This is a genomic window from Amycolatopsis kentuckyensis (assembly GCF_002155975.1).
Taxonomy (GTDB): domain Bacteria; phylum Actinomycetota; class Actinomycetes; order Mycobacteriales; family Pseudonocardiaceae; genus Amycolatopsis; species Amycolatopsis kentuckyensis.
On sequence record NZ_MUMI01000377.1, the window covers coordinates 1 to 11,989 of the forward strand.

At 73.0% G+C, this 11,989-nt stretch carries 12 protein-coding genes; 8 read left to right on the plus strand and 4 right to left on the minus strand.

The window, feature by feature from the left end; genetic code table 11:
• Positions 1–147 precede the first annotated feature (147 nt).
• Positions 148–522, minus strand: coding sequence for a DoxX family protein (locus CCN39_RS32230; RefSeq protein ID WP_086848434.1), 375 nt, complete (start codon positions 520–522; stop codon positions 148–150).
• Positions 523–601: 79 nt separating this feature from the next.
• Here CCN39_RS32230 and CCN39_RS32235 point away from each other — a divergent pair, with 79 nt between their 5' ends.
• Together CCN39_RS32235 and CCN39_RS32240 are read left to right on the plus strand one after the other, a co-directional pair.
• The gene (locus tag CCN39_RS32235) at positions 602–1,681 is read left to right on the plus strand and encodes a potassium channel family protein (protein WP_086848436.1); all 1,080 of its coding nucleotides are present in this window, start codon (positions 602–604) and stop codon (positions 1,679–1,681) included.
• An 81-nt stretch (positions 1,682–1,762) separates the two neighbouring features.
• Positions 1,763–2,191: a hypothetical protein gene (locus CCN39_RS32240; RefSeq protein ID WP_086848438.1), complete on the plus strand. Its 429-nt coding sequence runs from the start codon at positions 1,763–1,765 to the stop codon at positions 2,189–2,191.
• On the opposite strand, the gene CCN39_RS32245 is transcribed toward CCN39_RS32240, so the two are convergent.
• Positions 2,184–3,206, minus strand: coding sequence for a neutral zinc metallopeptidase (locus CCN39_RS32245; protein WP_086848440.1), 1,023 nt, complete (start codon positions 3,204–3,206; stop codon positions 2,184–2,186). The two genes, CCN39_RS32240 and CCN39_RS32245, sit on opposite strands and share 8 nt — an antisense overlap.
• Positions 3,207–3,456: 250 nt before the next feature.
• Here CCN39_RS32245 and CCN39_RS32250 point away from each other — a divergent pair, with 250 nt between their 5' ends.
• The 5 genes from CCN39_RS32250 to CCN39_RS32270 are packed head-to-tail and all read left to right on the plus strand — an operon-like array spanning position 3,457 to position 8,668.
• Complete coding sequence (locus CCN39_RS32250; protein WP_086848442.1) at positions 3,457–4,635, plus strand: hypothetical protein; 1,179 nt, start codon at positions 3,457–3,459, stop codon at positions 4,633–4,635.
• Entirely contained in the window at positions 4,629–5,270 is a 642-nt protein-coding gene (locus CCN39_RS32255; RefSeq protein ID WP_086848444.1) for a DUF4129 domain-containing protein, read from the plus strand. The genes CCN39_RS32250 and CCN39_RS32255 overlap by 7 nt, the downstream gene beginning before the upstream one ends.
• Complete coding sequence (locus tag CCN39_RS32260) at positions 5,267–6,406, plus strand: DUF4350 domain-containing protein (protein WP_086848446.1); 1,140 nt, start codon at positions 5,267–5,269, stop codon at positions 6,404–6,406. Before CCN39_RS32255 ends, CCN39_RS32260 begins: the two co-directional genes overlap by 4 nt.
• Positions 6,403–7,374 carry an AAA family ATPase gene (locus tag CCN39_RS32265; protein WP_086848448.1) on the plus strand — a complete coding sequence of 324 codons (972 nt, stop codon included), beginning with the start codon at positions 6,403–6,405 and terminating at the stop codon, positions 7,372–7,374. The genes CCN39_RS32260 and CCN39_RS32265 overlap by 4 nt, the downstream gene beginning before the upstream one ends.
• 1 nt (position 7,375) lies before the next feature.
• The gene (locus CCN39_RS32270) at positions 7,376–8,668 is read left to right on the plus strand and encodes a DUF58 domain-containing protein (protein ID WP_086848450.1); all 1,293 of its coding nucleotides are present in this window, start codon (positions 7,376–7,378) and stop codon (positions 8,666–8,668) included.
• Positions 8,669–8,823: 155 nt separating this feature from the next.
• Here CCN39_RS32270 and CCN39_RS32275 read toward each other — a convergent pair whose 3' ends face one another.
• Entirely contained in the window at positions 8,824–9,831 is a 1,008-nt protein-coding gene (locus CCN39_RS32275) for a stage II sporulation protein M (protein WP_167455245.1), read from the minus strand.
• 34 nt (positions 9,832–9,865) lie between these two features.
• Here CCN39_RS32275 and CCN39_RS32280 point away from each other — a divergent pair, with 34 nt between their 5' ends.
• Positions 9,866–10,840, plus strand: a complete 975-nt coding sequence (locus tag CCN39_RS32280) for an RDD family protein (protein WP_086848454.1) — start codon at positions 9,866–9,868, stop codon at positions 10,838–10,840.
• Positions 10,841–10,904: 64 nt separating this feature from the next.
• On the opposite strand, the gene CCN39_RS32285 is transcribed toward CCN39_RS32280, so the two are convergent.
• Positions 10,905–11,989 (minus strand): neutral zinc metallopeptidase (locus CCN39_RS32285; protein WP_244211093.1); only part of this gene is annotated, 1,085 nt, incomplete at its 5' end.

The window sequence follows — 11,989 nt, forward strand, 5'->3', positions numbered from 1 at the left end:
ATTGAGGCCGGAACTCGCGTGATTGAAGCCGGAACTCGCGTGATTGAACCCGGAACTCGCGTGATTGGGGCCGGAACTCGCCAGTTCCGGCTTCAATCACGCGAGTTACGGCCCCAATCACGCGGGATCGGGGCTCGATCACGCGGGTTACGCGTTGTCGCGGACCTTTAGGGCCCAGGTGATCAGGGGCCATTGCAGGGGGAGGCGGGCCCAGGCGATTGCGCGCTGCGGTGCCGGGGCCTTTTTCGAAGAGGCGTCCACTGCCATCTTCACGTTGCCGGGGAACACACCCAGGAACAACAGCGCCGCCGCCAGGCCGCCGAGACGGCGGGTGCGGGGCGTCGCCACCGCGGCCGCGACCGCCAGTTCCGCCACTCCCGAACCGTACGTCCACGCCCGCCGCGAGCCCGGCAGCGAAGCCGGGATCAGGCCGTCGAACGGCTTGGGGACGGCGAAGTGCAGCACGCCCATGAAGCCCAGCGCGCCCGCCAGCAGGTGGGCGGGCCGTTGCGAGGTTGCCATGAACTCATCGTTTCACGCGGCGGCGTCGTGTCCGGTTCGGCTATCCTCCGGGCGTGAGTGACGCTCGACACGAGCCAGCATGAAGGCCCTCAAGCGGTTGCCGCTCGGCAGCCTCACCGATCGGCCCGACCACGAGCTCGTCGGCATCCTGCGGATGCCGGAGCTCACCGTCAGCCCGCTCCGCTCGATCGTCAAGCGGATCATCGGCGCGACGCTCGCGCTGCTGGCCACGGTGATCATCGTCTACCTCGACCGCGACGGCTACCGCGACGCCAACGGTGACGGCCTCTCCCTGCTGGACAGCCTGTACTACGCCACCGTCTCGCTGTCGACGACCGGCTACGGCGACATCGCGCCGGCCACGTCGTCCGCGCGGCTGGTGAACGTCCTGGTGATCACCCCGCTGCGGGTGCTCTTCCTCATCGTCCTGGTCGGGACCACCCTGGAAGTGCTCACCGAGCGCTCCCGCCAGGCGTTCAAGATCCAGAAGTGGAGGACGAAGGTGCGCGAGCACACCGTCGTCGTCGGGTTCGGCACCAAGGGCCGGTCCGCCGTCAACGCGCTGCTCGGCGACGAGAACATCGCGCCGGAGCAGATCGTCGTCGTCGACACCGACCAGCAGGCCCTCGACGCGGCGAGCGCGCTCGGCCTCGTCGCCGTGCACGGCTCGGCCACCCGGGCGGACGTCCTGCGCGTGGCCGCGGTCCAGCACGCGCGGGCGGTCGTGGTCGCCCCGAACCGCGACGACACGGCGGTGCTCGTCACGCTCACCGCGCGCGAGCTGGCGCCCAAGGCGCACATCGTCGCGTCGGTGCGGGAAGCGGAGAACGTCCACCTGCTCAAGCAGTCCGGCGCCAACCAGGTCGTCGTCTCCAGCGAAACGGCCGGGCGGCTGCTCGGCATGGCGACGTCGACGCCGCTGGTCGTCGACATCATGGAAGACCTGCTGACCCCCGAATCGGGCCTGGCGATCGCCGAGCGGGCGGTCGAACCGTCCGAAGAGGGCGGGTCGCCGCGGCACCTGGCCGACCTCGTCCTCGGCCTGGTCCGCGACGGCGTCCTGTACCGGGTGGACGCCCCGCAGGCCGACGCCATCGAACCGGGCGACAAGCTGCTTTACGTCAAAAAGGTCACCCAGGCGGAGAAGATCGAGCGCTGACCAGGGCACCTGGGTTTTGCCCGCGGGATCTGGAACCATGACCGGGTGCCCCCGCGATCCCTCGCCCTCACGTGGCCCACGGTGGCGATCCCCGCCGCGGCGGGTGTGCTCGTCGTGCTGCTCGCCTGGCTGGCCGGGCCCGGGCTGCTCGGCATCGGCAACGACGTCCTGGGCGCCCCGGTACAGGCGGAGGTGACCAAGCCGGCGCCGTGCGGTCAGGCGGACGCGAAGGAAACCGTCAAGTTCACCGTCACCGGGAAGGCCCACGAAGGCACGCTCGACGGCTGCGGGCACGGCCAGGGCGAACGCGTCGAGATCGCCGTGCCGGAGGCACTGCCGGACGCCGGCCCGGTCACCGTCGCCCTCGCGGACACGTCGATGGGCGCCTCCGACGCCCGCCGCCCGCTCGGCCTGGCGCTGCTGGTGTTCGCGTGCTTCTCCGGCGGGATGTTCGTCCACCTCTGGCTGAGCATCCCGCTGCGGCCGAAGCCCGCCGCGAAGGTCAGCTGACCTCGGACGACGGCGCAGCGAAGGTGTTGCAGTCGGAGATCCGGTTGCTCGTCGCGCCCGCCCGCCACCAGGACGCGTAGTGTGCGTTCGTCCCGTGGTCGTGGCTGCGGGAGGTGTTGTCGCCGCGGGTCTCCTGGTCGTTCCAGGCCTTGTTGTACATGTCGCGGGTGATCGTGCCGCCCTGGTCGACGTGCGCGCCGAGGAACATCCCCGAGAAGCACTGGGCCTGCAGTTCCTTGCGCCGCGACATCTCCAGGCCGGCCGGGCTGTTCTGGCCGGCCTCGTAGATCTTCTGCCAGGCCGCGTCCATCAGCCCGGCGACCTCCTGCACGTGGTGGCCGTACTCGTGGGCGAACAGGGCCAGGTAGACGCCGGGGTTGTTGCCGTACTGGTCGGTCTGCAGCCCGCGGAACGGGACGTACAGGTTGTTTTCGCAGTAGTACGCGGCCGTCGCGATGCCGACCTGGATGGTGCCGCACTCGGTCTCGAAGCTCGCGCCCGTCGGGAAGTGCAGCGACGGCGGCGTGAACGGCAGGCGGTAGGCCGTGAGGAACGGGCCCCACGCCGCGTCGAGGCACTTGCTGGCGGCGGTGAAGAACGCTTCCGCGCCGGCCTGCGTGCTCTGCCAGGCCGGCAGCGTGCAGACGCGGTTCTGCAGGCCGGCGTTCGGGTCCTGCAGGATCGGGTGGTCGGCCAGCTTGAGGACCTTCTGCGGGCCGGTCGCGCTGGGCGTCGACAGCTCGGTCGCCGGGTTCGACGCCGACGCCGGGGCACCCGCGCCGCCGGGCGGCAGCTGCTGCGGGGGGACGTCCTGGGACGACGGGACGTCCCGGAGGTTCGGGTTGGCCAGCGGGGTGTCGTCGCGGTTGAGGGCCACGATCGCGACCAGCCCGAGCACCAGCACGGCCACCGCGCCGAGGCACACGCCGATCACCGCCGCCGGTGACCGGCGCCTCGGGGCGGACACGGTGTGCGGGCGGCCCAGCCACGGGAGATCCGGTTGCGCATCCGGCACCGGCGGCGGCTGGACGGTTCCGCGAGGCGGTTCCTGGCCGGGGGGCGGTTGCGTCACTAGGCAGTCCCGAAGGGTCTCGGTACGGACCGGGGGTACCCGATCCCGCCATTCAGCATATCGGGGGAATGGGGCGTCTCGCACCCGTCCGTGCGCGCGGCGTCACGACACACCGGCGTCACCCCAGGTCTGGCCGGGTGCAACCCGCTCTGAGAGAGTGTCGTCAAGCAGGTACTGCAGGCGAGGGGCTTCGATGACAGACACCGGTGGCGCGCCCGGCGGCGAGGGCGCCGACACGCCGACTCCGAGCCAGGGCGTGCCCCAGGCTTTCGCCCCCGGATCGGGTGAGCCGAACCGATCCGAAGATCACTCCGCGTCACCGGCGACGCCGCCGCGAGGCTGGCAGGCGCCGGACGCGCAGGCCGCCCCGCCGACGCCGCCGCCGGGCTGGCAGCACGGGCCCCAGCCGGGCGCGCTGCCGCCGTTCACCGGGCAGCAGCAGCCGCAGTACCAGCCGCCGCGCTGGAGCCCGAACGGGCTCGGCAAGCCCGGCGTGATCGCGCTGCGGCCGCTCAACATCGGCGACATCCTCGACGGCGCGATCACCGCGATCCGCCGGAACGCGCTGCTGGTGCTCGGCATCGGCGTGGTGATGTCGGTGATCGGCGCCGCGGTCTCGTTCGTCCTGCAGAAGTACATGCTCACGAACCTGCAGAGCTTCGCCGTGACGGTCGAGCTCGGCCCCGCCGCGACCGACGAGGAGATCCGCAACGCCCTCTTCGGCACGTTCGGCGACCTCTTCCTGGTGCTGATCTCCTCGGCGCTGGTCTCGACGTTCCTGCTGACCCTCACCACCGGCCTGATGGCCGCGGTGATGGGCCGCGCCGCGCTGGGCCGCGAGGTCACCTTCGCCATCGCCTGGCGCGAGGTGCAGCCGCGGCTGCTGCCGCTGCTCGGCGTGGCCTTCGTCTACACGATCCTCAGCACCATCGGCGTCATGCTCTGCATCGTCCCGGGCGTGCTCGCCTGGACGTTCTGGGCGCTGGCCGCCCCGGCCCTCGTGCTCGAGCGCGGGACGTTCCGGACGGCGTTCGCCCGGTCGGTCAAGCTGGTCCTCGGCGGGTTCTGGCGGGTGCTCGGCGTGCTGCTGCTGGCCGTGCTCATCCAGGCGATCTTCGAGCGGATCGTCCAGCTGCCGTTCACCATCGGCACCGGCGTGTTCAGCGAGATGTTCAACCCGAGCAAGGTGACCGTGCCGAGCACCGGCGACCTGCTCCTGGCCTCGGCCGGGCAGATCATCGCCGGCACCGTCGCGATCCCGTTCGTCGCGCTGGTCACCGTGATCGTCTACCTCGACCTGCGGATGCGCCGCGAAGGCATGGACATCGAGCTGGCCCGCGCCGCGGGGGTCCAGCCGCCGCAGGCATGGTGACCTTCCGGCTCACCGACGTCCCGGTCGACATCGACCGGGACGCCGCTCGCCGCGCGGCCGAACAGGAGCTGTCGGACCCGAAGTACCGGGACGCGCAGCCGAGCTTCCTGGAGCAGTTCTGGCAGTGGCTCGGGGAGCAGCTGGAGAAGCTGCTGAACGGCGCTTCCTCGGACGTCCCGGGCGGGATCTTCGGGCTCGTGCTGATCGTCGTGCTGCTGATCGTGCTCGTCGTGGTGATCCGGCTGCGCACGGGCAAGATCGCCGGCTCGGCGCGGGCCGATCGCGTCGTCTTCGGCGGGCAGCGCAAGAGCGCCGCCGACTACCGCCGCTCGGCCGCGGAAGCCGCCGCCGCGGGCCGGTTCGACGACGCCGTCCGCGACCGCTTCCGCGCCGTCGTGCGATCGCTGGAGGAACGCGCGCTGCTCGACACCCGCTCCGGCCGGACGGCGGACGAGGCCGCCGCCGAAGCCGGGCAGCTGCTGCCGAACGTCGCGGACCGGCTGCGGCAGGGCGCCCGGCTCTTCGACGACGTGCACTACGGCGGCCGGGACGGCACCGAGGCGGCGTACCGGGAGCTGACCGAGCTGGACGAGCGCTGCCGGCGTGAGCGTCCGGTCGCCATGGCGGCGCCGTGAGCACCTCGGTCTCGCCCGACCTGGGCCGGATCTGGCGCGGTGCCCGGATTCCCCTCGTCCTGCTCGTCCTGATCGTCGTCGCCGCGGCCCTGCTCCTGCTCGGCCGCGGCGAGCAGGCCTACGGCGCCCTCGAACCCGGCTCGTACGAACCCGGTGGCACGCACGCGCTGGTGGAACTGCTGAAGGACCAGGGTGTCGACGTCCGGACCGTGCGCACGGCCGCCGAGGCGGACGCCGAAGTCGGCGAGGACGCGACGCTGCTGGTGACCGCCCCGGACGTGGCCCCGGCGAAGCCGTTCGACGCGCTGCGGGAGCGCGCGGCCGACGTCGTCCTGGTGACACCGGGGGAGGTGACGCTGCGGGACTCGCTGCCGCTGGTGCACCCGGTCGGCCGCAGCGACGTCGGGAACCTGCCGCCGCAGTGCACGGTCGCCGCGGCGGTCGCGGCGGGCGACGCCACGCTCGGCGGGATCGGCTACGCCTCGCCCGGCGCGCGCTCGTGCTACCCCGGCGAGGACGGCGGCGGCACGCTGCTGCAGCTCGCCGAGGGGGACCGCACGACGACGCTGCTCGGCACGCCGGCACCGCTGACCAACGCGCGGCTCACCGAACAGGGCAACGCGGCGCTGGCCCTGCGCCTGCTCGGCGCGCACCCGAAGCTCGTCTGGTACCTGCCTTCGGTGACGGACCCGGCGCTGGAGGACTCCCGCCGGTCGATCTTCGACCTGATCCCGGACGGCTGGTACTACGGGGCCGGACAGGCGTTCGTCGCCGTGGCCCTGCTGGCGTTGTGGCGGGCCCGGCGGCTCGGCCCGGTGGTCACCGAGCCGCTGCCGATCGTGGTCCGCGCGGCCGAAACGGCCGAGGGCCGCGCCCGGCTGTACCGGCGGGCGAAGGCGGCCGGCCACGCTGGCGAGACGCTGCGGGAAGCGGCGCGCGACCGGCTGCGCACCACGCTGGGCCTGCCGCGCGACGCCGATCCGGCGGCGCTGGTGGAGTCGGTGAGCACGCGGACCGGCCGTCCGGCGAACGACGTCGGCGCGGTCCTCTACGGCCCGCCGGTGCCCGACGACCCCGCGCTGGTCCGGCTGGCCGGCGAACTCGATCAGGTGGAACGAGAGGCAGGGCGAACTTGACCAGCGGTACCGAGAACGCGACCGGGGCCCGCGACGCGCTGATCGCGCTGCGCGCCGAGGTCGGCAAGGCCGTCGTCGGCAACGAAGCCGCCGTCACCGGGCTGATCCTGGCGCTGCTGTGCCGGGGGCACGTGCTGCTCGAAGGCGTCCCGGGGGTGGCGAAGACGCTGCTGGTGCGCGCTCTGGCCGCGGCACTGGACCTGGAGACCACGCGCGTCCAGTTCACGCCGGACCTGATGCCCGGCGACGTCACCGGCTCGATCGTCTACGACGCGCACAGCGGCGAATTCTCCTTCCGCGAGGGGCCGGTGTTCACGAACCTGCTGCTCGCCGACGAGATCAACCGGACGCCGCCGAAGACGCAGTCGTCGCTGCTGGAGGCGATGGAGGAGCGGCAGGTCTCGCTCGACGGGAAGTCCCGGCCGCTGCCGGACCCGTTCATCGTGATCGCCACCCAGAATCCGGTGGAGTACGAGGGCACCTACCCGCTGCCGGAGGCGCAGCTGGACCGGTTCCTGCTCAAGCTGACCATGCCGGCGCCCTCGCGCGAGGACGAGATCGGCATCCTGTGGCGGCACGCGCAGGGCTTCGACCCGCGCAACCTCGCCGCGGCGGGCCTCAAGGCGGTCGCCGGTGCCCCGGAACTCGCCGCGGCCCGCGAAGCCGTGGCCCGCGTGACGGTCGGGCCCGAGGTGATCGGGTACGTCGTCGACCTGTGCCGGGCGACGCGGTCGCTGCCTTCGGTGCGGATCGGCGTCTCGCCGCGGGGCGCCACGGCGTTGCTCGCGGTGACCCGCGCGTGGGCGTGGCTCGCCGGGCGCGACTACACGACCCCCGACGACGTCAAGGCCCTCGCCCGGCCCGCGCTGCGGCACCGCCTGGACGTCCGGCCGGAGGCCGAGCTCGAGGGCGTCACCGCGGACGGCGTGCTGGACCGCGTGCTCGCGTCCGTGCCCGTGCCGCGCTGACATGGCCGTCACCGGAAGGCTCGGGCTGCTGGCGCTGTTCGGCGCGCTGGTGGTCGGGCTGCTCCTGCCGTCGACGACCGGGATCCTGGCGGTCGGCGCGGTGCTGCTGGTGCTCGTCGTCGTCGACCTGACGCTGGCGGGAAGCGTGCGGGCGCTGACTTTCGCGCGCTCGGGCGACACTTCGGTCCGGCTCGGGGAGCCGTGCGAGGTGACGCTCGTGGTGGCCAACCCGGGACGGCGTCCGGTGCGCGGGCAGCTGCGCGATGCGTGGCCGCCGAGCGCGGGCGCGCAGGACCGGCATCCGGTGCGCGTCCCGGCGGGGGAGCGGCGGGCGCTGGTGACTCCGTTGCGGCCGACGCGGCGGGGCGACCGGACGGCGGCGCGGGTGACGGTCCGCTCGGTGGGCCCGCTGGGCCTGGCCGCGCGGCAGGGTTCGCACGCGGTGCCGTGGACGGTCCGGGTGCTGCCGCCGTTCCACAGCCGCAAGCACCTGCCGTCGCGGCTCGCGCGGCTGCAGCAGCTCGACGGCCGCAACGCGGTCCTGATCCGCGGCCAGGGCACGGAATTCGACTCGCTGCGCGAATACGTCATCGGCGACGACGTCCGGTCGATCGACTGGCGCGCCACGGCCCGGGCGGCCGACGTCATGGTCCGGACGTGGCGCCCCGAGCGCGACCGGCACGTGGTGCTGGTTCTCGACACGGGCCGCGTCTCGGCGGGCCGGGTGGGCGACGCACCGCGGCTGGACGCGGCGATGGACGCGGCCCTGTTGCTGGCCGCACTGGCGACCCGGGCCGGCGACCGGGTCGACCTGCTGGCCTACGACCGGCGCCTGCGGGCGGCGGTGCAGGGGTCGTCGGGGGCGTCGTTGCTGACGTCGCTGGTGAACGCGATGGCGCCGATCGAGCCGTCACTGGTCGAGACGGACGCGCGCGGGATGATCGCGGAGGTGCTCCAGCGGACGCGGCGTCGCGCGCTGGTCGTGCTGCTGACCGGCCTGGACGCGGCACCGATGGAGGAGGGCCTCTTCCCGGTGCTGAGCTCGCTGACCGGCCGGCACGAGCTGGTGGTGGCGTCGGTGGCGGACCCCCGGGTGGCGGAGATGCTGACGGGCCGGGGTGACGCGGAAGCGGTCTACGACGCGGCGGCGGCCGCCCGCACGACGGCCGAGCGCCGGCGCGTGACCGAGCGCCTGGTCCGGCACGGGGTGAGCGTGGTGGACGCGGTCCCGGAGGAGCTCCCCCCGGCTCTCGCGGACCGCTACCTGGCCTTGAAGGCCGCCGGCCGCCTGTGATCGGACAGCCGACTCGCGTGAGCAAAGGGTCGACACGCGTGATCCGCAGGACGACACGACTGCGCTTCGCCGTGTCGACCCGCCAATCACGCGTGTCGGCTCCCTGATCACGCGAGTCGACCCGCCAATCACGCGAGTCGGCCGTTCCCGCACACTCAGGCGGACTCGGGCAGGGCGTCCCCGGCGTCGCGGGCGTCCAGGTCGCCGACCTCGCCGTCCTTCGCCGCGCGGCGGCCGAGCGTGAAGACGTAGACCAGGAAAGCGATTTCCACCGCCACGCCGATGCCCACCCGCAGCCACGTCGGCCAGCCCGACGGGGTCACGAACGCCTCGATCACCCCGGACACGAACAGCACGCACGTCAGCCCGAGCGCCATCACCACCACCGACCGGCCCTGTTCGGCCAGTGCCGCCGTGCGGGAGCGGCGGCCCGGGTCGATCACCGTCCAGCCGAGCTTCAGGCCCGTGCCCGCCGCGACGAACACCGCCGTCAGCTCCAGGAGGCCGTGGGGCAGCAGGAGGCCGATCATCACGTCGCCGCGGCCGGCCGCGCTCATCGCGCCGATGATCACGCCGGCGTTGAGCGAGTTCATCCAGAGCGCGCCGATGACCGGCAGGCCCAGCGCGACGCCGAGGAACAGGCAGGTCGCCGCCACCCACGCGTTGTTCGTCCAGACGTGCGCCGCGAACGACGCCGCCGGCCCGGTCGAGTAGTAGCTTTCCGCCTCACCGCCGGGCTTGGTCAGCTCGCTCAGCTCGTCCGGGCTCCCCAGCGACGCGCGCACGATCGGGTCGCGCGCGACCCAGACCGAGATCACCGCCATCACCGCGATCGACACCAGCGCGGCCGGGATCCACCAGCGCCGTGACAGGTAGACCGCGGCGGGGAACCGGCGCGTGAAGAACCGCGCGACCTCCCGCCAGGCCGGGTTGTGCGACCCGGAGACCGCCGACCGGGCGCGGGCGACCAGATCGGACAGCCGGCCGAGCAGGGCCGGGTCCGGCGCGACCGAGCGCACGATCGACAGGTGCGTCGCGGTCCGCTGGTAGAGCGTCACCAGCTCGTCGGCTTCCGGCCCGGTCAGCTTGCTGCCGTGCCGGACCAGCTCGCCGAGCCGGTTCCACTCCGCCGCATGCGCAGCGACGAAGACGTCCACATCCACACCGACCACCCTATCCGTCGATACGCTGGGCCTCGTGCACGAGGAATCGGAGCTGGTCACCGGCGAAGCGGTCGTTCTGGACCTTCGCGTGGCCAAGCTCGCCAGCCGCGCGCTGGCGATGGCGCTGGACGTGCTCCTGCAGTTCGCGCTGCTGCTGGGGCTGGTCACGGTACTCACCTTCGCGCTGGCGTACGTCGACGATTCGCTCTTCCTGGCGCTGATGCTCGTGCTGACGGTGCTGATCATGGTCGGCTACCCGGTCGTGTTCGAGACGCTCTCGCACGGCCGCTCGCCGGGCAAGATGGCCATGGGCCTGCGGGTGGTCCGCGTCGACGGCGGCCCGATCCGGTTCCGGCACGCGCTGGTGCGCGGGCTTGCCGGTTTCGTCGTGGACTTCTGGGCGCTCGGGCTGTTCGGCGCGGTCGCGGTGGTCGTCTCGCTCAGCTCGTCGAACGGCCGCCGCGTGGGCGACTTCCTGGCCGGGACGCTGGTGGTCCGCGAGCGGGCCGCGGCCGGCCCGGCGTACGCGGCGATCGGCATGCCGCCGGGCCTCGAGGGCTGGGCGTCCCAGCTCGACCTGACCCGCCTGCCGGACGACCTCGCGCTGGCGAGCCGCCAGTTCCTCGCCCGGTTCCACGAGCTGAGCCCGGAGGCGTCGCACGCGCTCGGCTGGGGGCTCGCGCAGCAGCTGGGAAACGCGCTGGGCACGCAGGTGCCGCCCGGGGTGCCGCCGTGGGCGTTCCTGGCGGCGGTGCTGGCGGAACGGCGCAACCGCGACCACGCCCGGGCGTTCCAGGCGTACGCGGCCCAGGCGCGGCACGGCTATCCGCAGCAGGCCCCGGTTTCGCCTTGGCAGGCCCCGGTCCGGCCCTACCCGGGGCCGCCGCCGGGCGGTGTCCAGCCGGTGGCGCAGCCAGGCAGCGTCCAGCCGGTGGCGCAGCCGGATCCGCCGACACCGCCGTCCGGTACCCCGGTGCCCGTGGAGAACCCGTTCACCCCGCCGAGCTGACGTGCGGGAACGGTCGACACGCGTGATCAGGGAGCCGACACGCGTGATCGGCGGGTCGACACGGCTAGGAGACGTCACCCGAGGGTGAGAGCCACGTGTTGCACTGCTGGTTGCGGTTCTTGGTGGCGCCGTGCTGCCACCAGCTGATGTTGTGCTTGGCGCTGCCGTGGTCGCGTTTGCCGTTGCGGGCGTAGTCGTCGCCGCGGTCCTGGGCGTTCCAGGCTTCGTTGTAGAGGTTCTTGTCGACCGAGCCGCCGGAGACCGAGGCCGAGCCGAGGAACATGCCCGAGAAGCACTGCGCCTCGAGCTCCATCCGCCGGGACAGTTCCAGGCCGGCCGCGGAGTCGGCGCCCGCGTCGTAGCGCTGGTTGGCGAACGCCTCCGTGATGCCGGACATGTTCTGCACGTGGTGGCCGTACTCGTGGGCCAGGATCGACAGGTACGGGCCGGGGTGGTTGCCCCACACCTCGAGCTCGATCCGGTCCATCGGCATGTAGATCGTGTTGTTCGCCGAGCAGTAGAACGGCGTGACGCCGGTGGTGGTGCCCCCGCTGCCGCACGGTGTCGACGATTCCGACAGTGACCGCGGCACCGACAGGTTCGGCGTCCGGAACGGCAGGTCGACCGCGCCGAGCATGCGCGACCACATCGCGTCGAGGCAGGCGATGCCGGACTGGAAGAACCGCTGGACGCTGTTCTGGTCGGTCGCCCAGCGGCTCAGCGAGCACGGGACGTTCTGCAGGCCGTAGTCCGGGCTGCCGAAGAGCGGGTTGTTCCCGGTGGCCGCGACCGAGCGGGGGCCGGCCGGGGGTTGCGACGTCGGGGTCCGGCGCTCGGTGGTGCGGGCGGTCGTCGGTTCCTCGGTCGACGAGGTAGTGGCCGAGGTCGTCGCTTCGGTGGTGGTTTCTTCGGTGGTGGTCGGGTAGGTGCTGGAGTAACCGGCGTCGGCGACGTGCCGCTGGTGGTTCCCGGACAGCGCGACGGCGGCGATGAGGCCGCCCGCGACGGCCACGATCGCGAAGATGGCGACCGCGACGACGACGCCGGTGTTCGACTTCCTGGCGACGTAGGGGGTGTAGCCGGGCGCGAACCGCGGCCCGAAGCCGGGCGGCGCGGCGTACCCCGGGGTGTAGCCGGGCGCCGCGGCCG